The 18,709-nt window shown below is 57.0% G+C and carries 22 protein-coding genes; 4 read left to right on the plus strand and 18 right to left on the minus strand.

The annotated features are described in order from the left end of the window. Positions 1-87: 87 nt before the first annotated feature. From PSR62_RS15180 to PSR62_RS15210, 7 genes are all read right to left on the minus strand, one after another. Positions 88-4,980: a PAS domain S-box protein gene (locus PSR62_RS15180; protein WP_274403842.1), complete on the minus strand. Its 4,893-nt coding sequence runs from the start codon at positions 4,978-4,980 to the stop codon at positions 88-90. Positions 4,981-5,352: 372 nt separating this feature from the next. Next, on the minus strand, positions 5,353-5,847 hold the full coding sequence (locus PSR62_RS15185) for a response regulator (protein ID WP_274403843.1): 495 nt from the start codon (positions 5,845-5,847) through the stop codon (positions 5,353-5,355). 124 nt (positions 5,848-5,971) lie between these two features. Next, positions 5,972-6,745, minus strand: a complete 774-nt coding sequence (locus PSR62_RS15190) for a CDP-alcohol phosphatidyltransferase family protein (protein ID WP_274403844.1) — start codon at positions 6,743-6,745, stop codon at positions 5,972-5,974. Positions 6,746-6,748: 3 nt separating this feature from the next. After that, positions 6,749-7,900 carry an endonuclease/exonuclease/phosphatase family protein gene (locus PSR62_RS15195; protein WP_274403845.1) on the minus strand — a complete coding sequence of 384 codons (1,152 nt, stop codon included), beginning with the start codon at positions 7,898-7,900 and terminating at the stop codon, positions 6,749-6,751. Between the two features lie 102 nt (positions 7,901-8,002). Further along, positions 8,003-8,548, minus strand: coding sequence for a DUF421 domain-containing protein (locus tag PSR62_RS15200; RefSeq protein WP_274403847.1), 546 nt, complete (start codon positions 8,546-8,548; stop codon positions 8,003-8,005). A 145-nt stretch (positions 8,549-8,693) separates the two neighbouring features. After that, positions 8,694-8,873 carry a YqaE/Pmp3 family membrane protein gene (locus PSR62_RS15205; RefSeq protein ID WP_274403848.1) on the minus strand — a complete coding sequence of 60 codons (180 nt, stop codon included), beginning with the start codon at positions 8,871-8,873 and terminating at the stop codon, positions 8,694-8,696. A gap of 84 nt (positions 8,874-8,957) precedes the next feature. Further along, on the minus strand, positions 8,958-9,233 hold the full coding sequence (locus PSR62_RS15210) for a hypothetical protein (protein ID WP_274403849.1): 276 nt from the start codon (positions 9,231-9,233) through the stop codon (positions 8,958-8,960). Positions 9,234-9,631: 398 nt separating this feature from the next. On the opposite strand from PSR62_RS15210, the gene PSR62_RS15215 reads away from it, so the two are divergent. Together PSR62_RS15215 and PSR62_RS15220 are read left to right on the plus strand one after the other, a co-directional pair. Then, positions 9,632-9,805 (plus strand): hypothetical protein, encoded by a 174-nt coding sequence (locus PSR62_RS15215; RefSeq protein ID WP_274403850.1) that lies wholly within the window; start codon positions 9,632-9,634, stop codon positions 9,803-9,805. 51 nt (positions 9,806-9,856) lie between these two features. Then, positions 9,857-10,207: a hypothetical protein gene (locus PSR62_RS15220; protein ID WP_274403851.1), complete on the plus strand. Its 351-nt coding sequence runs from the start codon at positions 9,857-9,859 to the stop codon at positions 10,205-10,207. A gap of 97 nt (positions 10,208-10,304) precedes the next feature. On the opposite strand, the gene PSR62_RS15225 is transcribed toward PSR62_RS15220, so the two are convergent. The 11 genes from PSR62_RS15225 to PSR62_RS15275 all read right to left on the minus strand — a co-directional run bounded on the left by PSR62_RS15225 (position 10,305) and on the right by PSR62_RS15275 (position 17,543). Then, on the minus strand, positions 10,305-10,655 hold the full coding sequence (locus tag PSR62_RS15225) for a hypothetical protein (protein ID WP_274403852.1): 351 nt from the start codon (positions 10,653-10,655) through the stop codon (positions 10,305-10,307). 166 nt (positions 10,656-10,821) lie between these two features. Further along, on the minus strand, positions 10,822-12,285 hold the full coding sequence (locus PSR62_RS15230; RefSeq protein ID WP_274403853.1) for a sigma-54-dependent transcriptional regulator: 1,464 nt from the start codon (positions 12,283-12,285) through the stop codon (positions 10,822-10,824). 169 nt (positions 12,286-12,454) lie between these two features. Then, entirely contained in the window at positions 12,455-13,573 is a 1,119-nt protein-coding gene (locus PSR62_RS15235) for a glutamate--cysteine ligase 2 (RefSeq protein WP_274403854.1), read from the minus strand. Between the two features lie 107 nt (positions 13,574-13,680). After that, positions 13,681-14,925 (minus strand): amidohydrolase, encoded by a 1,245-nt coding sequence (locus tag PSR62_RS15240; RefSeq protein WP_274403855.1) that lies wholly within the window; start codon positions 14,923-14,925, stop codon positions 13,681-13,683. Then, positions 14,922-15,251 carry a DUF4235 domain-containing protein gene (locus PSR62_RS15245; protein WP_274403856.1) on the minus strand — a complete coding sequence of 110 codons (330 nt, stop codon included), beginning with the start codon at positions 15,249-15,251 and terminating at the stop codon, positions 14,922-14,924. The genes PSR62_RS15240 and PSR62_RS15245 overlap by 4 nt, the downstream gene beginning before the upstream one ends. 110 nt (positions 15,252-15,361) lie before the next feature. Continuing rightward, on the minus strand, positions 15,362-15,631 hold the full coding sequence (locus PSR62_RS15250) for a hypothetical protein (protein ID WP_274403857.1): 270 nt from the start codon (positions 15,629-15,631) through the stop codon (positions 15,362-15,364). Positions 15,632-15,636: 5 nt separating this feature from the next. Further along, positions 15,637-16,122 (minus strand): phage holin family protein, encoded by a 486-nt coding sequence (locus PSR62_RS15255; protein ID WP_274403858.1) that lies wholly within the window; start codon positions 16,120-16,122, stop codon positions 15,637-15,639. A gap of 5 nt (positions 16,123-16,127) precedes the next feature. Then, entirely contained in the window at positions 16,128-16,337 is a 210-nt protein-coding gene (locus PSR62_RS15260) for a hypothetical protein (RefSeq protein WP_274403859.1), read from the minus strand. Continuing rightward, entirely contained in the window at positions 16,334-16,720 is a 387-nt protein-coding gene (locus tag PSR62_RS15265; RefSeq protein WP_274403860.1) for a hypothetical protein, read from the minus strand. Before PSR62_RS15265 ends, PSR62_RS15260 begins: the two co-directional genes overlap by 4 nt. 2 nt (positions 16,721-16,722) lie before the next feature. Then, on the minus strand, positions 16,723-17,154 hold the full coding sequence (locus PSR62_RS15270) for a CsbD family protein (protein ID WP_047813823.1): 432 nt from the start codon (positions 17,152-17,154) through the stop codon (positions 16,723-16,725). 173 nt (positions 17,155-17,327) lie between these two features. Then, positions 17,328-17,543: a hypothetical protein gene (locus PSR62_RS15275; RefSeq protein ID WP_274403861.1), complete on the minus strand. Its 216-nt coding sequence runs from the start codon at positions 17,541-17,543 to the stop codon at positions 17,328-17,330. A gap of 112 nt (positions 17,544-17,655) precedes the next feature. On the opposite strand from PSR62_RS15275, the gene PSR62_RS15280 reads away from it, so the two are divergent. Both PSR62_RS15280 and PSR62_RS15285 read left to right on the plus strand, forming a co-directional pair. Further along, positions 17,656-18,126 (plus strand): TIGR03067 domain-containing protein, encoded by a 471-nt coding sequence (locus PSR62_RS15280; RefSeq protein WP_274403862.1) that lies wholly within the window; start codon positions 17,656-17,658, stop codon positions 18,124-18,126. 68 nt (positions 18,127-18,194) lie between these two features. Further along, entirely contained in the window at positions 18,195-18,683 is a 489-nt protein-coding gene (locus tag PSR62_RS15285; protein WP_274403863.1) for a DUF1269 domain-containing protein, read from the plus strand. Positions 18,684-18,709 lie beyond the last annotated feature (26 nt).

Below are 18,709 nucleotides of genomic sequence, written 5' to 3' on the forward strand. Positions count from 1 at the left end.
AACCGGGGCTGACGCCCAAACGGCTCACATCGTTGCACCCGATCATTCCTGCCGACCTGCTTACGTAGAGCAAATCCGGCGCCACGCTCAGCCGTCTAGCAATGCTTTGGCGATTCGAAGCAAGCGGTTCACCTTCAACGGCTTGCTCAGGTATTCGTCGAAGCCTTCACTGATCAGTCGCCGACGGGTGCCTTTCATGGCGTCAGCGGTCAGCGCGATCACTGGCAGTTCGATCCCTCGACTGCGAAGTTCGCGAACCGCGCCCAGTCCATCCAGTTCGGGCATTTGCATGTCCATCAGGCAAAGATCGAATGGCGAATCTTGCGCGATCGCCGCGACAATCATGTCAACAGCCTGGCGTCCGTTTTCGGCGACCTCGACTTCACAGCCCGCCTTTTTAAGGAAGTGTTGAGCCACGAACCGGACGTCTCGCATGTCGTCGGCAATCAAGACTCGGGAGTTCAGTTGGATGTTCTGATCAAGGGTTGTTTTCAGGTTGTCGCTGTCGCGTTCATCGTTCAGTTGAATGGTCAGGTGGCTCATCGGGCCGATTGGATCGACCGGCAACCGGATGGAAAATTCGCTGCCCTCCCCTTCGGTGCTGTTGACCTGGATGGTGCCGCCCAGGGCGTTGACGAGTCGCTTTGTGATGCTGAGTCCCAGTCCCGTGCCACCAAACCGATTGGAGATCGTGGCGTCGGCTTGGACGAATGGTTGGAAGAGCATCCGAAGCTTTTCGTCAGCGATCCCGATGCCATTGTCGACCACCTTCAATATCAAGTGGGTCTGATGCTCGTTGCATTCGGACCGGACGATCACGTCGACGCGTCCCTTGGGCGCGAATTTGATTGCGTTGGCGATCAGGTTGATCATGATCTGCCGAAGTCGGGCGGAGTCGGTGGTGATGGTTTGCGGCAGCGGTTCGCTGACATCGAAGTGCAGAGTGTTCTCGTAATCTTGCGTACGCATCTTCATGGTTTCGAAGATGTCACCCAAGAGTTCGCCCAGCGAAACGCTGTTGGTGGCGGTGGTGAATTTGTTGGCTTCGATGCGAGAGAGATCCAGCACATCCCCGAGCAGTCGCAACAGGTAGTCACCGTTTCGTTGGATGGTTGCCAAGTATTCCTGGATGGTGCTTTCGTCGGGGTCTTCCTGCAGAATCTTCGTGAACCCAAGCATCGCGGACAGCGGTGTGCGAAGTTCGTGGCTCATGTTCGCCAGGAAACGACTCTTGGCATCGTTCGCGGCGTCCGCTGCCAGTTTGGCTTCCCGGAGTTCGTTCTCGACTCGCAAGCGATCCTCGATGTCGACGAAGGTCACCACCGCTCCGATGATGGTGTTGTTTTCGTGGATCGGGTGACACCAATATTCGACCGGGAAGCTTTCGCCGTCTTTCCGGCTGAATCGTTCGTCATAACGATTGAGCGCTTCGCCCTCGTGGATCGCGCTGAGAATTTGCAATTGCTGACGATCGAATGGGTGCCCGTCCGCATCGCGAGGCTGGGCCAGATCGGCCAACTCGAGCCCAACAATTTCGCTGCCGGAACGGTAGCCCAGCATCCGGGCCGCCTTCTCGTTGCTGAAGGTGCACGTGCCATCGACGTCCAATCCGAAGATGCCTTCGGCGGTTGAATCCAAGAGGAGACGAATCGTTCGTTCATTGGTTTCCGTTTGCCTGGCCGACTCGATGCGTTCGGTCACATCGTTTTGGACGCCGACAAAATGAGTCAGTTGGTTGTGTTCATTGTGGACTGGAGTGATGTAGAGGTCATTCCAGAATGGCTCGCCGTTTTTGCGATAGTTCTTGATCAGCTCACGGACGGATTCACCACGATCCAGTGCTCGGTGAATCGTTTGGATGGTTTCTGGATCGGTCTCTGCCCCTTGCAAGAATCGGCAATTGTGACCCAGGATTTCCTGTTCGGAAAATCCGGTCATGTCCATGAAGCCTTGATTGACGAACATGATGGGGTGATCGGCCTGCGAGCAATCGGTGATCACAATCCCATTGGCAGCTGATTGAATCGCCTTGCTCAGCAGACGCATCTGTGCCTCATGCGATTTGCGAAGCGAGATGTCGCGAATTGATGCGAACAGGCATTGCCGGTTCTGCAGGGTGACGGGCGTCAATGCAATTTCGACGGGGAACTCCGTGGCGTCCTTTCGGCGATGCCAGGATTCGAACAGATCGCCGCGTTTGCCGTGGGCGTTTTCGAGGCGTTCGTCGTAGGTTTGCGGGTCCCTCACGGACTTGAAACGCGAGAGCAACTGTCCTGACAATTCCTCTTGTGTGTAACCGAGTTGCTCGCACATCTTGCGATTGGCGTAGCTGATCTTTCCCTTGTGGTCGAGCAACACGAGTGCATCGATGTTCTCATCCGCCATGAATTTGAACTTCAGGACGTCCCGCTCCGCTTTTCGAAGACCATTGACGTCAATGAAAGCGAGCACCACCCCGCTGGCTTCGTGATTGCGAAGGTAGGGCAGCGCTCGAATCAAGTAGGACGACTCGCGACAGGTGACTTCCCATTCCATTTCGATGCGTTCGTCGCGAACCGTTTGGACACGTTCCAGGAACTGTTTGTCATCGATGGGTTGAATGAAGGATTCGAACAATCGGCCGGCGTCGTCGGGTTCGATGGATAACAAACGCGAGATCTCGGGGGTGACGCGTCGAATCCGCAGTTCACTGTCCAAGAACACCACTCCAACCCGTGTGGTCGCCAAGAGATTGACCATGTCCGCGTTGGCTTCATTCAGTTCGTTGACACGGACCTGAAGTTCCGCGTTGACGCTGTAAAGCTCTTCGTTGACGCTTTGCAGTTCCTCGTTGCTGGCGACCATTTCTTCATTGGTCGCTTGCAGTTCCTCGTTGGAGGTTTCAAGTTCTTCGATCGTCGCCTGAAGATTCTGGCGGTTGAAACTGAGTTCCTGCTCCAGGTCTTCGATTCGCGAGTGGGCTGCCGACGAAAAGTCCAACATGGTTTTCGTGGAGGAACCTGGGTTCGCAGGATCGGCCGCGTCCTCCCGGGCGATGTTTGGGATTTCGGAGGACTTGAATTGGACGAGGATGCAGGTCTCGGCCATCTTGGGGATTTGGTAGGGCTGGACGATCAAATCCAGCATCCGATTGGGGCCGTCGACAGGCGATGGAATGCCGTGGTAGTGGACGACTTTGTTCTGTTTGACGGCCTGAGTCACCGCGGCACCGATCGAGGCTCGCAATTCCTTGGAGACCATGTGGAGGATGTTGTCCGAGGGGACTCCATCTGGGACCCGCAAGTATTGGTTCATCCCTGGGAAGGTGTGGATGATTCGGTAGTCGGTGTCGATCACGACACTCGGCGGCATCTTGTCGGCCAACAGAACGTTGTAGATCTCGAGCAGATTGTCGCCGCGTCGTTTCTGGGGTGTGGTGACGGTCGCCGGCGGGCTGGCGGTCATCCGTGGGAGCGATTGGTTGGTGAGCGGCATCCGGAGTTCGATGGGCAGGCGAACATCCCGCCGTTTTCGGAAAAGCTTCCATTGAGAGTTGATGGCATCGAATTCGTCGCCAATGTCACCCACGCTTTCGCTGGGGCCCAAGAACAGAATCCCATTCGCTTTCAGGGCGAAGTGAAACAGTGACAGTGTTTTGCGTTGCGCCGGTGACTGCAAGTAGATCAGCATGTTGCGGCACGACACCAAATCCATCTGAGTGAACGGTGGGTCGTTGATCACGTTCTGCGCGGCAAAGACGACGCTTCTTCGCAGGGAATCCTTGACCACATAGGCCGTGTCTCGGCGAGTGAAGAACCGGTCGCGTCGTTCAACGGAAATTTCGTTGAGTTGTGCTTCGGAATAGACGCCGGTGGCCGCGATTTGCAGAGATCCTCGGTGCGGGTCGGTCGCAAACATCTTGAAATCGAGGTTGCGACCCGATCGTTCGATTCCTTCTCGCATCATCATGGCGATCGAGTAGGCCTCTTCTCCGGTTGCGCATCCACAAACCCAAATGCGGATGGTGTCTTCGGCACGCTCAATCAGTTCTGGGATGACCTGAGTTTCCAGCACATCGAAGGCATCTCGATCGCGGAAAAATTTGGTGACCCCGATCAATAAATCACGATAGAGTTCGTTCACTTCATCGGCGTGCTCGTTGATGTGGGCAACGTATTGAGTGAGGTCGTCCAGATGAAGCAGGTCCATTCGCCGCTGAATGCGGCGGTGAACCGTTCCCACTTTGTAGTGATTGAAATCGATTCCGTGGTTCTGTTTGAGCAACTGGAAAACTCGCTCCAGCCCGGAGCGTTGGATCTCTTCCATCTTGGACGGATGATCGGCGATCGATTTCTGCCCGTCGAACAGGTATTGCTGCAACGCTTCGCCCATGTGCTCGGGCGCCAGTTCCAAATCGATCTGGCCGGTGTTGCGGGCGTTCATCGGCATGGAGTCAAATTTGCACGTCGCAGGGTCTTGGATGACAACCAAGCCGTTGTGGTTGCTGATCTCGACGACACCTCGCGACCCATCGCTGCCGGTCCCGGAGAGGATGATTCCGATGGCACGTTCGCGGACGTCTTGCGCGAGTGACCGTAGGAATTGGTCGATGGGATGGGTCAGCACTTTTGCGTTGCCCCGGTCGGTGAGCAGCAGCTTGCCATTGCTGATCACCATCTCTTTCTTGGCGGGGATCAAATAGATCGTGTCAGGTTGGACCTGGACCCCGTTGTCGACCACTTCCACCGGAATGTTGGTGACTCGGCGAAGCAAGTCGTCCATGTGGCTTTTGAAGTCCGGTGACAAATGCTGAACGACGACAAAGGACATCCCCGTGGCGACCGGCATCTTTCCGAACAACTTTTCCAGAGCTTCTAGACCGCCCGCCGAAGCCCCGATTCCAACCACATGCTGCGGAGTTAGACGGACTGGCTGGTCGCGGTCGACGCTCTCGGTTTCGGAAGCGATCGAGGCGTTGTTGGATGAGTTGCTGTCAGCCATAGATGATGGTTTGAAAGGGACTGGTTGCCGTCTCGAAGGGCCCTTTCATTCAATGGCGAGTTGGGCACCTGGCGGGGATCCATGAGTCAGGTGATCAACAGGAAGCTGAGATGATTGTCTGCCATCCCATCATGGCATCCGATTGCAAAACGACCGCGTTGAACGAGTTGGCACCGCTGCAAACTGGATGCCGTTTCAGTTTAAGAATGCACCGAGGGTTGTCAATCTTACCTGGTGTCCGGGAAGCGATGCTTTCGCGAGGGGGGCGATTGCACCGGTGGCTGGCTTCAAATCGATCGGTGTGATGGAATTGCAATCAAACGACGTCAGCGGATGCCGCCTCGCGTGGAGCGAATGACGAAATCCGATGAGTCAGAATTCACGGAACTCCGAGGCAATGCGACGGAATCGTGCCGAGACGGAGTGGGCGGCCGTCGAGCCATCGCCGGGCGGCATGGGGCTGTTGCCTTGAGTGATGAATCGCACGCAGCCGACCACCTGCTCTTTCGAGACCGGCTTTCTCAAATAGGCGTTTCCACCCAGGACCGCAATCATTCGATGGATTTCACCATCTTCCATGCTGCTCGAAATGATGACGGGAATGGCGGCAACTTTCGGGTTTGCGTCGGATCGAACGGTTTGCAACAAGTGCAGGCCGCTGACATGGGGCATGTCGATGTCGGCGATCACCAGGTCGGTGGGTTCGCGGCGCAATTCCGTGAGCGCCGTGTCGCCACATGACGCATGAACGACTGAGTACCCCAGTTCTCGCATCCAGTGTCCCAATTGCTCTCGGATGACGCGAACGTCGTCCGCGATCACACACCGGCGGGGGTGATCCGTTTCGTGGGGCGATGTTGTTGGCATATAGACTCGTGGGCGTGGAGGGAGCTCGCGACCAGGGAAGCGAACGACGTGTAAGCGAACGACGTGCCAAACGGTTCAAACCATTCCGGGTTGGGTACGTCCAGTCTCTCCCCAAAGATCCCAATCACGACGGGACCGATCGGCTTGGCTGGGAACTTTCAGCGGCGGATTCGGGCGGGAAATCCTGAGGGCGTCGGCGCCAAAGCTGGATCGATGTGGCGACGTACGCGACGGGGTACCCGAGCGAGATGACCGCCAGCCAAATTGGTGGGTGGGGATAAGACGGAAGCATCGCGAGCAAGGCCAGCGTCCAGACCGCAGATCCCAGTAGCAACCAACGCCGATGCCGGCGCGGTGCTTGGTTGGGATAAATCAAATGGATCGGCGCCACAGTCAATCCAGCCAGCAACCACAGCAGCACGGCGACGGGCCAAGGGCCCCACGACACGTGCACGATTCCTGCGTAGAAGACCGCAATGTTCCAGTAGGACGGGAATCCACGAAAGAATCCGTGACGTTCGTTCTTTGCTTCGCGATGAGCAAATCCAAACAGACTGGCGCCCATCGCCAAGGAGACTGTGAACCCCAGCCCAGTTGGCATCCAGTCCATCCGCCAGGCCAGCATCAACGGGATAAACGCGAAGGTGAGGTAGTCCAACAAATCATCCATGGTCCGGCCGTCAATTGACGGGGCTGTCGTTTGGACGTGATAGCGGCGTGCCAGCGGACCATCGACGGCATCGATGAGTGTCGTCAACAAAAGCCATCCAAAGACTCGACGCGGATCGCAGTCGGTTTGGATGATCTCGTGCATCGCAAGGGCGGCAGGGATGATGCCGGAAGCGGTGAACACGTGCACGCCGTAGGCGATCCACTTTTCCCTGCGTGGCTTCCACATGGCTCAACCAATCGCGGGCGTGCGAGAGGAAAAGGGGGCCGAGGCGGTGTTGATGTCGCTTGATTCAGCGGCTCGTTGAAGCTTTTCTTGGGCCTCTTCCTCATCGCTGGCCTTTTCTTCCAACGGCCGTTGCTCGTCTTTCAGCACGGGTTGCAATTGCAGATCGATGAGAATTGGAAAATGGTCCGAACCCACATGGTCCATGCGTTTCAGTTCCCGGATCGCAAAATGAGTGGAATGAAAAACGTGGTCGAGGGGGAAACGCATCCAGACATGATCGGCATGAAAGGAGTTGTAGAAGCCACGGCCGCGTCGAGGGTCCAGCAGTTGGCTCAGTCGCAAGAACAAACGTGTGGATGGCGACCAGGCGACATCGTTCAGGTCACCTCCGATCACGATCGGACGATCGTCTTCGGCGAGTTCTTTTCCCCACAGAACCAATTCTGCGTCACGAGCGATTGCGTCGTTATCGCGGATGGGTTCAGGAGGACGCGGGTGGACTCCGATCACGCGGATGGCTTCGCCACTGGGAAGTTCAATCAACGCGTCGATCGAAGGAACATCATCTTGGACTCGAAATCGAATTTGGCTTTCGAGAATGGGGAGCCGCGATAGCATCGCCATCCCATACCAGTTGTCTTGTGGGTAGATGATCTGATGCGGGAAGATCGACTTTAGTTCTTCGAGGGTTGGTTTCCATCGCTCATCGATTTCAGCTGCAATGACCACGTCGGCATCAGTCTGTCGAACGACTCGCGACCACTGTTCGAATTGGCTGTTCTCCATTTCAACGTTGGTCACCAGCATCCGAAATCGACGTTGCTCAGCGGAGTCGTTCGTGGTTTGGGGGGGATCCCAGGTGGTGGCTTGGGTCGGCGCAACACCGGTGTAGGGCACAATCCGAAACAGGTGCCAGGCTGCGATGGCGACGGCCAAAACAGCGATTGATTTCCAACTGATCGCGGGCGACTCTGCCCCGAATGAATTCACCGCAAAAAATGCGACCGCTGCGACAGTCGCAATCAAAACGATTTGAACGCGAGGGAAGTCCCAACCACGGATGAACCAGTGAGGATGCGAACTGAGCGGTGCAAGCGAACCGAACGCCAGCACTGCAAACAGCAGATAGATGACTGAGTTGAATGTGGTCAGCATCTGACGTCCCGTGGTCCGAGGAGTGCGAGTCGAGGCAAAATGAAGTTTTCCAGCAAGGCCGAGAGTGATGTGCCGACGGTCAAGGCGAGAACTGGGAGCGGTTCAATCCGCGATCAGTCGTTGTGCATCGTAAACGTTCTGCAGCAGGAGCGGATCGATGGGTTCACTCGATTTCGAATGCAGAACAGAAATGTCCCCGGTTGTTTCGAAGACCACGGCTTGGACTTCGTTCAGGCGGCAGGCGTTTGCTTCGCGAAGTTTCCCCATCAAATCGTTTTCGGTCAGATTGGCTCGATGAAGATTTTCGTGGAGGATCGTGGAACCCGCCATCAACAGCACCGGTTGGTTGTCGATGCACTGACTGAACTTGTTCGAGCGACGGCGAAAGAACGCAACGGCCCACTGGAGCGTGAAAAGCGAGAGCAAGGCCAGCGACCCTGCGAACAAAGTGGGGGAGGGCTGGGAAATGGTGGCACCCAAGATGGACCCGGTGGCGATGGTCATCGCGAAGTCCGGAGCCGACATCTTTGAGAAACTGCGCAGCCCAGTGACGCGTGTGTAGACCATCACGGCGGCATACGCAAAGAACGCTGTCAACAGAATCCCCGCGATCTCAGTCGAGGAGATGTCAATCCATTTTTCGAACATCGGGTTCTGTCCTAAGCGAGAGTGGCGTCCAAAAGGGCGAGAGGACGAAGAATTGGGCGGCGGTTTGTCCCCTGCATTTCAGTGCGGAGTGGGATGCCGAGACGCCCAATTCGATCGGAATGATTCCGAAACCTGACGGTGCAGATTACAGAACCACAATCAGTGCGTGGATGATTCCGATGATCCAGAATCCGACCAGAGTCAGCACAATGTTCAGCAGGAACTGAGTCCCCACCCCTTTGTCCATGTAGACAGCCAGGGGTGGCAGTAGAATCGCAAGCAAAACCTTGAGGACAGTGTTTTCATTTTTTGCAACGGTTGTCATTTTGTTTCTCCGGTGAACGGGATGGGAAAGCAGAAGGGCGACGTGGTTCGCGTGTGTTGAACGAGAACGCGATCAGTCAACGAATCACTCGTCGGCGGGGAGATCGATGTCGACGTCCGGAACTTCGATCGTCTTCTCTTTCATGTTGACATCCACATCGGGCACTTTGACCTTGCTTTCCTTGGTGGAGATATCGACGTCGGGTGCATCGACGTCGTACTCGGGCAGCTGACCTGAGTCGCCCTTCACATCGACATCGACCGTCGGCATTTCACCGTCGCGAGTTTGTTCCACGTCGCAACCGGTCGTTGCGAGTGCCAGGGAAAGCGACAGCAACGTCGTCAGAAATGTCTTGTTCATCTTGATTCTTTCATGGGTGGATCAGGACAGCGGCGTCGAACCTGATCGTGGTGTTTGCGTTGATGCCGCGAGAGAACTGTCAAGGCAAAGGGTGTGCCAAATCAGCCGGTTGTTGCCGGAGAGAGCGTCCGGGATGCCTCAGCACCTCTGTTGAACTGCGGGCAGGCAGTGTGTCCCACCCAATCAACACCGAGACTGACAGCCAACCGGTCACGTTGGTGCCAAATCATTCTTTCATCAACGCTCAACCGGTGAGGGCAGACGAACGTCAGGCTTGTGAATCGATCGAAATGTCGCCTGTGTTTCAAACTCACAACGAGTGGCACGGTCGTTGCGTTCTGTTGGTTCTGCTGGCCCCATCACTTCGCTGGGGCGTACTTCAATCAAGGAACGACGTCATGGCCAATGAAACTGGCATCTTCGAAGAAACAAAGAAGGCTGTTACCAACGACGAGCGTCCGCTCGGTGAGGAATCACCGGGGGCACCATTCTTGTTCGTGGCGCTCAGTTACCTGGCAGTGCTTGCGGCGGTGTCGGGTGTGGTCGCGTTGATCATGTGGGCCTCGAATTGACGCTGGTGAACCAATTGGTTCTGACGCCACCCATCCTTCCAGGAGAACGAAATGAAACTTTCGCCTGAACTCGAGGCAGTGCTTTCCGAGTTGGCAGCGCAGTGCTGCGACGCACTGGAGCCAAGTCAAACACTGAATCAAGCACGTGTCGCATCACTCTGCCTGAATTTGTCGACCAGCGGTTGGGAGCGACATTCTGAAAACAGTCCACCGCTGTCAGTTGTTGTGAAGGACAGGGCAAAAGAGCACCGGCCGGAAATCACGATCCATCGTGGTGGCGAACTGGACGCGGTGGTGGGGAAGATCCAGTCCGCCTACGACGATGTTCGCCGAAGGCAAGCGTCTTCGGCTGGGGAGGATCCTGCGGGGACGGCGATGCCTCCCCGGACATCCTTGTCCTGACCGCCTTGTTCGAACTGCGTGGCAGCGTCTTTCGCGGCTCGGCCTTCCCGGGAACGGGAGTCGATGTGGCTTCGCCAGGACAGGTTGGTTGCCAGCCTCACTCGCCGCGAGCGAGTGTCTCAATTTCGACCATCAGTTGTTCCAGCTTGGGGCCCACGGACGCGTGGGTGTGCTGGGCCGCTGCGGCATCCTCGCTTCTTGCTGCGTCGATGAAGGGCTGCAGTTGATCGACGGGCGGACCAGTTTCGAAGGTGCTCAGCAGCCCTTTGAGTGCATGTCCTGTTCGAGCGGCTTCGCTCCAGTTGCCTGTGTCGACAGATTGTTGAACCTGTTTCAACATAGGCGGTCCGTCTTCGGCCGCGATGCTGGCCAGCATCACGAGCATGTCTTCGTCGCCGGCAACTCGCTGAAGAGCGGCAGCAAAACGTTTGCGTTGGGCTTCATTCATGGGAGGGCTGAGGGGGGATGTCTGATCGGGCATGAATGCCACTCACAGGGAAGAAGGGAAGGTCGGTGTCGCTCGAGCTTCAAGGCGAGACAAGCGATGAATTCGCAAGCGACGCGTTGAACGTTTGGGCGGACACCGGCGAGGACGCAGGAACGGGTTGGCGGACTCAGGACTCAACCGCAATGTCGCTCTTCAGGACGATGTTGTACGAGTTGATCCGGTCTCGAAGTTTGCCGCGGGTGATTCCAAGAATTTCAGCGGCCTGACTTTGGTTGCCATCGGTCGCTTGAAGGACCTGCAGGATGACGAAGCGTTCCATGTACTCCATGGCTTCACCATACACGTTCGTGGATTTTTCTTTCAGCAGTCGCTTGACCAGTTGGGGAAGCTGGCTGCCGGGGGCTTGGTTTTCCAATGTCTCCCCCGACTTGGCATCAGGTTTGTTTCCATTGGGCCTGGGGCCAGCGATTGCATCCGGCAGAGTGTCTGGGGTAATCACTGGCATCACCGTGTCGAGGACACAACGACGGATGACGGCACGAAGTTGGCGAACGTTGCCGGGCCAGTCGTAGACCGTCAACAAATCAACCGCTTCCGGTGACAGGCCTTCTAGGTCAGGCTTGTTGAATTCAATCTTTGCTTGTGCCAGAAAGAATCGAATCAATGCGGGGACGTCACTCAGGCGATCCCGCAAGGGAGGCAGTTCGATCGTGACCCCGTTGAGGCGATACAGGAGGTCCTCTCGGTAGTCACCGTCCACCACCATCTGTTCGAGTGGTCGGTTGGTGGCGGCAATGATGCGGACATTGGTGGTCAACTCTTTGTTGCCACCGACTCGTTCGAAACGTTGTTCCTGCAGCACGCGAAGAACTTTGGCCTGGACCGACGGAGCCATGTCTCCGATTTCGTCGAGAAACAGAGTTCCACCGTTGCACTGTTCAAACTTGCCGATCCGACGCGATTCGGCGCCGGTGAAGGCCCCTTTTTCGTGCCCGAACAGTTCGCTCTCGAGCAGGTTGTCGGGGAGGGCGGCGCAGTTCACCGCGAGAAACGTTTCTTCGCTGCGATGGCTGTACTGGAACAACGCTCGAGCGACCAGTTCTTTGCCTGTCCCACTCTCGCCTCGTACCAAAATGGGCACGTCCTGCTTGGCCACCTTGCCGACTGCTTTGAAAACGTCCAGCATGACCGGCGAGCGACCGATGAACAGTTCGGCGGATTGGTCGCCGCCCTCGTCATCGGCAGAGATCGCGACGGGGACACTGCTGATTTGTCGTTGTTCGATCGCCTTTTCGACGAGATCGCGAAGCGACTCAACGTTCAAAGGTTTGGCGATGTAATCGAACGCTCCCAGTTGCATCGCTTCGATCGCGGTTTTGCTGGCCGCTTCAACGGTCATGAAGATCACGGGGATGCGGCGATCGTGCTCGCGAATTTCGCAGTAAACGGCGAGTCCATTTTGGTCGGGGAGCTGAATGTCCAGGAGCACCGCGTCGAAATTGCCCTCCCGAATCTGGGTCAATCCGGTTGCGGCGTCGGCGGCGACCGACACGTCCGCAATGGGAGCCAACGCTTTCTCGGCGAGCGCCAAGATGGTTCGGTCATCGTCGATGACGAGAAGGCTGGGCATAGATTTCGACCACTTTGAGCGAGGTGCGGTTTGGGGCCCCGTCTCAGTGTGAGGGGCGTGAAGAGCGGTGCCTGCTGCCATAGGAGATCACCCGAAGGGAGAGATTATCGTTTGAAGAATCGTTTGTCGATCAGTTTGGTTGATGGCCGAGCAATTTTCGGGCCAACATTCAAGTGGCCATCGCCGTGGGGACTGTTTCAGAGACCACCTGAGCGACCACATTGCTCAAATTTCCGCCACGGCGTTGTCGGTCAGCTCCCGTTCCCGCCGAGACCAATTGGTTGGCGAAGTCTTCCACGGGGCGGGCCTCCCCGGTGGCAATCAGTGCTGGTTGCAGTGCTGACATCAGGCGATCGAGCAGATCTGCGGCCGGAATCATTTCGCTGGTCACCGGATCGACCAACTGCTCGCTCATTCCGTATCTGGCAGCATGCCAGATGGAATAGGAAAGCACCGATGGATGAATGGCTGGGATGGGGTGTTGATGGGTTGCCTCCGAGACCGCCTGCATCACGATGGCACGGACGATCCCGACGTAGCCGACAGTTTCCTCGACATGAGTCATCACGTCTGCCGCCCGAAATTCAATCGTTGGCACACGAGTTGGCAATCGGATGTCCCAGTAGAGAAAGCTCTCGTCTCGGATCGCGCCACACGCCACCAGATCGTCCACGCATCGCGAATAGTCAGCGAGTGAGTCGAACTGCGGGGGAGGTCCGGCCATCGGCCATTGGGCCCACAGTTCACGGCGGTAACTCGCGTACCCCGTGTCGACGCCGTTCCAAAAGGGCGAGTTGGCGGTGATCGCTTGCAGAATTGGAAGCCATCGCCGGCAACGATTCATCACTTGAATCCCAAGCTCTCGATCATCCATGGCGACGTGCACGTGACAACCGAAGATGAACAATTCGCGAGCGATCTGTTGGTAGCGATCTGTCATCGCCAAGTATCGATCTTTGGGCGTCAGAACTTCTTCATCGGGGAGTGGCAACGGGTTGGTGCCCGCCGCGGCCAGTTCGGTCTCGTTGGATCGGGCGGCTTCGATCAACAGGTGACGCGTTTGATTCAGGGCACTCCGAACCTGTTCCAGGCTGCTGCAAACGTCCGATGCCATTTCGATTTGGTTCAGATGCAGCTCATGTTGGATTTCTGATCCGACCGCCTGAGAACCACGATTGCGCCGTATGGTCTGCATCACTTCTTTGCAGTTCGGAATCAACTCGCCGCTTTGAGGGTCGACAAGTTGATACTCTTCTTCGACGCCGATGGTGGGGATGGTGAACGACACGAGGGATCTCCAATCAAACAGGGGACCGCCGATTGGATACCGGACGGGGCAGGAACGAAGTCAGGGGAAGACGACAATGATGCGGTGCGTGACCGCAGACGGCTGAGTCACTGGATGCGAGACGATTCCGGGTTCGAGAATTCGGAGAGTGGCGAGTCGGAATTCGTCGTGTCCTGGATCGCGGCCAGAGCCAGGACGCTGGCCCCGATCAGCAAGGCGGATTCGTCGATGTCGAACTTGGGTGTGTGGAGCGGTTCGCTGCCCAGGTCAATCCCGGCGACGCCGAGCCGGAACATCGCGGCCGGGACCTGTTGGGCGATGAACGCAAAGTCTTCGGCACCCATGCTGGGTTGCGTGATCTCACGCACGTTGGCTTCGCCCAAGATCTCCTCGCCCGCTTTTCGAAGTCGTCGGGCCACGATGACATCGTTGATCACAGGCGGCGTGTGTTGACCAAACTTCAGATCGATTCGGCAGGAGTGAATCGATGCGATTGCACGCGAGATTTCTGCCATCATTTCTTGGGCTTGCTCGGCACTTTCGGGCGAAAGCGTGCGAAGCGTGCCACTGAGTGAGGCGGTGGAGGGGACAACGTTGGGAGCATTGCCGGTGTGAAAGCTGCCGACATTGATCACAACCGCATCGCGTGCATCAATTGCTCGGGGAACGCGGCGATAGACGTCCGTGACCCACTGGGACGCCGCACCGACCAAGTCGCCGGTCAGGTGAGGTCGGGCACCGTGGCCACCCGGTCCGGTCATCTCAACCGTGAACAGGTCGCAGCCAGCCGTGAAGGCACCCTCGCGAATTCCGATGGTGCCGACCGGACGAGTGGGATCCACGTGCAGTGCAATCGCCGACCGCACACCAGCAAGAGCGCCCGACCGAATCATGTGCAGCCCGCCGCGGCTGGTCTCTTCTTCGGGTTGAAAGATCACTCGGGAGTTGACGGGAAAACCATCGCGAGCCAATTCCGCGAGGATCGCAGTGACACCGTAAGCGATCGCTGAATGAGCGTCGTGCCCGCAGGCGTGCATGACTTGATCGGTGTCGCTGGCGTATTCGTGTTGGACCAGCGATTGAATCGGCAACGCGTCGATGTCGGCTCGGATCGCGGTGCGACCAAGTTCCAGTTCTTCTCCGATGTCGACGAACAGACCACGGTTGTCATCAGCAAGTGTGGGATGGAGTCCGAGGTTGGTGACAATCTCTGCGAGAAATTCGCTCGAGCGATATTCCTGGCCGGAGAGTTCTGGATGCCGATGAAGGTAACGGCGAACCTCACGCATCTTCATCGCCTGGGAGCGCGCCAGAGTTTGCAATCGATCGAGAACGCTCTGCTCAATCATCATGAGATTGATCGCATCGAACGGTAGGCCGAGGAGGATGCCCGGCGGGAAGCGATGCGAGCAGCACCGACAATCGCGCCCGAAACGGCTCCCCACATCAACGCTTCACGCCACTGGACTTCATGGGAAGCCGGATTTTTCGGTGGGTCCCGTTTCAGGGCCGCACGCCAGCCAACCTGCAGTGCTTGTCGAACCAAAAAGGTGCAGCCGATCGCTGCTGCGAAGGCGAGTGCATTTTCAGTTTGCCCAATGCCCGGGTTGCGGCCATCGGGTTCGTCTCGAAACAGATCGGTGGTCCGTTCCTTGAACTGTTCAAGTTGTTCGTGCATCGTTGGTGTCCTTGTTGAACGAGCAATCGACGGGGATTGCTCGGTAGAAATCGAGAGCGCGCCATCGATTGGCACGCTGGAGGAAACTCGCCCGAGGGCGGACGCCAGAGTTACGGCTTGAGTTTCCAACCGACCATGACGCCCAATCCAAATGCCCAGCAAGCAGCAACGTCGGGATGGTCCTTCGCGTAGGCCTTGGCGAGCGCGAACAAGTCTTGAGCCGGTTCCTTGACGTAGTGCTGCGCCGCGTCTCGGCTGAACTCCATCGCGCCGTTGGCGACACGATCTGCCGCGTCACGTGCTTGATCCGACATGCCGTTCATGTTGGCAGTACTCGACGCAAAACCAGCTTGGGTTTGTGGGGTGGTGGCTTCGTTCATGACAATTACCTTTGAGGAAGTGGAGTGACAGGATCGGGTGAGTGATAGTGAGGGGGCTCACGGTACGTTTGAAACGATTCCCGACGCAGTTGATTGCGTGCGGAGGTGGATGGCGAAAGCATGGTCGCTTTCAGCCAGCGAACATTTTCGGCCAACTCGGACTTGGTTTCTGACATCGCATCGGTGGCAGCCTGAATGGCTTTGGCGGCGATGAACAGCAATCCGCCGACAATGGCAAAGGTCACGACGGCGAGCGTCAACAACGCACCGCCGGTTGACAGTTCCGTCATTTCGTCGAGTAGAAAACCCAGCCCAACCAGCGACACGGTCAATGCCGAACCCGCGAGCGCGAGAGCGATGACCGCGAAGATGGCAGCGGTGGTCAGTTTGCGTTTCGCAGCCTGAGCATCGACCGACAGCAACTGCAGTTGCAGTTCACAGAGGTCAAGCACATCCCGGAGGACTTTCTGAATGCTGGCGTTGTTTGGCATGTCGATCAGACGGGTCGGCGTTTAACGATCCAACCAAGAGCCACACCAAAGACACCGGCCGCAATCAGCGACGCGGTTGGGTACTTGGCAACGGATTGGTTGATGAACTTCAGTTTGCTAGGTGTTTTGCCATCCGCATCGAGGTCAATTGACTCCGGAAGAGCTTCGTCGAACTCGATGCGTCGGGGTGGTCGGGAGTGTGCGGGAGCAATCATGGGGACGTTCGGTTGGTCAGGATGCGGTTGATTTGATGAGCCGCCACGGTGCTGGCCTGCCGAATCGCGAGTGTCATCACGGTCCCGGCAATGCCCGCCATCAACCCTTTCTTAGCGGGTTCCGGAGTCGATTCAGCAGAACGCGACGTTTCGCGAATGATGATCCGATCCGGCGTTCGCTTGTTCGGAACGACGAGGAAACCGAGTGCCGCGACACCCGCCAAAATTGGCAGTGGGTGCCGCGACATGTGATACTTCCAATCCGTCAATTGACGCACGCGGACACGAGCGTCGTCAACTTCGTAGGGAAGTTCCGTTCGGATCTCAGCCATTCGCTGCTTGATGGCGGCGGACTGCTTCTTGGTTGCAAGCGTGGTCGCCATGATCACTTCTTGTTTCCGAAGAACAGCAATGCTCCAGCAGCGATTCCCAATCCGAATGCGATCGCCAAAGATTCACCGGGACGTGTTCGCACGGTGTCGGCCAACTTGGCGCCATACTCACCGGACTGCGAGGCCAGACGCTGATAGTTTTGCCGAGCGTAGGCGGCCGCGTCCGCGGCGGCAGCCTGGGCAGCCTCGCTATATTGCTGCACTGTTTCGGAGGCTTGATCACCGAAGTTGCGGTTCAAAACGCTGTCGAGAAACTTCTCGATCTCGTTTTGGGTGGCACCGGTCTTTTGCTGCACGACGCCAACGAGTTGCTCGGCTGAGCCGCGTGCTTGTTGCAGATCATCTTCGGTCAGTTGGCCCCAATTCTCTTTCAAGCGACCTTTGACTTCGTTCCAGTGACCTTGCAATTCTTGACGATTGACCATGAGTTGAACTCCTTTGAATGTGTGTTGTCTGGGTTGCGATCTCCTCTGAGATTGCGTTGGTGTAGAAATGCATTTCGTGGGCCAAAACGTTTTCTGATTTTGGAAACAGTTGGTGCGAGAACGTTTTCGGTATAGCGGGCGTTGGTGAAAATGCGATGTGCGGTTACCGGATGTCAGGGCATGATTTTGTGGGGAGCGTGTTGGGGAGGCAGTTTGCGAAGTGTTGTCGGTGCTTTCTCGAGCACTTTGGTCGGTTGCCGTTCAGCGAAACTGCTGGTTCGGTCCTGTTTGCCGTGCTTGCGTTTGCTTCGGACCGCGAGCGGCATGACGCCGGATTGCTGACGCCAGGTGGTATGGCGATTGCAACCAACCGCATGTTCCGAACGCATCTTTCGAACGCTCCACGTCCCGGCGCGTTCGCTCACCGAGGGATGGAGAGGCAACTCACTTGCCCTCGGCGAGTTTCAACCACGTCAATCACTTGCACGAAGGAACATTCCGATGTCACGCTTCCCGCTGTCACGCTACGCCCTGTCCGCTGTTTTGCCTTGCCTCGTCTTCGCGTCCCTGGTTCCGGTTCAGGCCGACGAACACACCCAGCCGCTGCTCAAACGTTTGGCGGGTGTCTGGGAAGTCGAAGAGGGCGTCAATCAGGGTGAGGAAATCCCTGAGGAAGAGTTGGAGGGAACGATCATGAAGATCGAAAAGAACATGATCATCACTTACGACCGCGAGCAAAATGAAGTTTATCGAGCACTGTTCACTTTGGATGAGACCAAGAAGCCAGTGCAGATTGACATGACAACCGAGATGAAAGGGATGCCGCCCATGAAGTCGCTCGGCATCATCCAAATGGAAGAAGGTGACGAGTTCGAGCTCTGCTACGCCTTGCCAGGCGGCGATCGACCCCGGGAGTTCAAGTCACCCAAGGGCAGCAAAGTGATGTTGTTCGAGGTGGAGCGGGAAGACTGATCGTGCTGGCACGCTGTCGAATCGATCCCCGAAGTCGTTTTCAGTTCAACCACGTCGAAGGAAATGTCATGAGTCATCAATGCTTGGTCGCCGAGTATTCCAGTCGCGAAAAGTTGGCGGTTGCCGTTGAGGCACTGCAGAAAGACGGCTATCAGGCCGCCGACTTCAGCGTCATCACCGCGGCTGACGATCGGCATGACGTCACGTCTGGCAACGCCAACCACGATCTGACGTCGTCGCCACCGCCGGAGAAGACAACCGGAGCAGCGACGTTGGCCGGTGGTGCAATCGGAGCGTTGCTGGCGGCACCGACGATGATCGGGCCGTTTCTGGTCGCAGGGCCGATTGCTGGGATGGCTGCCGGAGCGGTGGGGGGTGGTTTGCTGGCGTCCATCAAAAACTGGGGGTTGGACGACAAGTCTAGCGCCGATTATGAGTCCAACTTGAACGCTGGTTCGTCGCTGATCGTGATTGAAGGCGACCAAGCCAAACTCAATACCGCCGCCCAAACCTTGCAGACGTGTGACCCGGTTTCGATAGAACGCTACGAAGCCTGAGTTGGGTTTGGCTGCTGATTGGAGGG

Source organism: Rhodopirellula sp. P2 (assembly GCF_028768465.1).
Taxonomy (GTDB): Bacteria; Planctomycetota; Planctomycetia; order Pirellulales; family Pirellulaceae; genus Rhodopirellula.

Bases quoted from the DNA above. Each gene is read 5' to 3' on its own strand.
- PSR62_RS15200 (WP_274403847.1), bottom strand. From the start codon at position 8,548: ATGTTCGAAAAATGGATTGACATCTCCTCGACTGAGATCGCGGGGATT.
- PSR62_RS15210 (WP_274403849.1), bottom strand. From the start codon at position 9,233: ATGAACAAGACATTTCTGACGACGTTGCTGTCGCTTTCCCTGGCACTC.
- PSR62_RS15180 (WP_274403842.1), bottom strand. From the start codon at position 4,980: ATGGCTGACAGCAACTCATCCAACAACGCCTCGATCGCTTCCGAAACC.
- PSR62_RS15245 (WP_274403856.1), bottom strand. From the start codon at position 15,251: ATGCACGAACAACTTGAACAGTTCAAGGAACGGACCACCGATCTGTTT.
- PSR62_RS15195 (WP_274403845.1), bottom strand. From the start codon at position 7,900: ATGCTGACCACATTCAACTCAGTCATCTATCTGCTGTTTGCAGTGCTG.
- PSR62_RS15265 (WP_274403860.1), bottom strand. From the start codon at position 16,720: ATGGCGACCACGCTTGCAACCAAGAAGCAGTCCGCCGCCATCAAGCAG.
- PSR62_RS15185 (WP_274403843.1), bottom strand. From the start codon at position 5,847: ATGCCAACAACATCGCCCCACGAAACGGATCACCCCCGCCGGTGTGTG.
- PSR62_RS15190 (WP_274403844.1), bottom strand. From the start codon at position 6,745: ATGTGGAAGCCACGCAGGGAAAAGTGGATCGCCTACGGCGTGCACGTG.
- PSR62_RS15255 (WP_274403858.1), bottom strand. From the start codon at position 16,122: ATGCCAAACAACGCCAGCATTCAGAAAGTCCTCCGGGATGTGCTTGAC.
- PSR62_RS15215 (WP_274403850.1), top strand. From the start codon at position 9,632: ATGGCCAATGAAACTGGCATCTTCGAAGAAACAAAGAAGGCTGTTACC.
- PSR62_RS15220 (WP_274403851.1), top strand. From the start codon at position 9,857: ATGAAACTTTCGCCTGAACTCGAGGCAGTGCTTTCCGAGTTGGCAGCG.
- PSR62_RS15205 (WP_274403848.1), bottom strand. From the start codon at position 8,873: ATGACAACCGTTGCAAAAAATGAAAACACTGTCCTCAAGGTTTTGCTT.
- PSR62_RS15270 (WP_047813823.1), bottom strand. From the start codon at position 17,154: ATGGTCAATCGTCAAGAATTGCAAGGTCACTGGAACGAAGTCAAAGGT.
- PSR62_RS15230 (WP_274403853.1), bottom strand. From the start codon at position 12,285: ATGCCCAGCCTTCTCGTCATCGACGATGACCGAACCATCTTGGCGCTC.
- PSR62_RS15225 (WP_274403852.1), bottom strand. From the start codon at position 10,655: ATGAATGAAGCCCAACGCAAACGTTTTGCTGCCGCTCTTCAGCGAGTT.
- PSR62_RS15260 (WP_274403859.1), bottom strand. From the start codon at position 16,337: ATGATTGCTCCCGCACACTCCCGACCACCCCGACGCATCGAGTTCGAC.
- PSR62_RS15275 (WP_274403861.1), bottom strand. From the start codon at position 17,543: ATGCGTTCGGAACATGCGGTTGGTTGCAATCGCCATACCACCTGGCGT.
- PSR62_RS15250 (WP_274403857.1), bottom strand. From the start codon at position 15,631: ATGAACGAAGCCACCACCCCACAAACCCAAGCTGGTTTTGCGTCGAGT.
- PSR62_RS15285 (WP_274403863.1), top strand. From the start codon at position 18,195: ATGAGTCATCAATGCTTGGTCGCCGAGTATTCCAGTCGCGAAAAGTTG.
- PSR62_RS15280 (WP_274403862.1), top strand. From the start codon at position 17,656: ATGTCACGCTTCCCGCTGTCACGCTACGCCCTGTCCGCTGTTTTGCCT.
- PSR62_RS15240 (WP_274403855.1), bottom strand. From the start codon at position 14,925: ATGATGATTGAGCAGAGCGTTCTCGATCGATTGCAAACTCTGGCGCGC.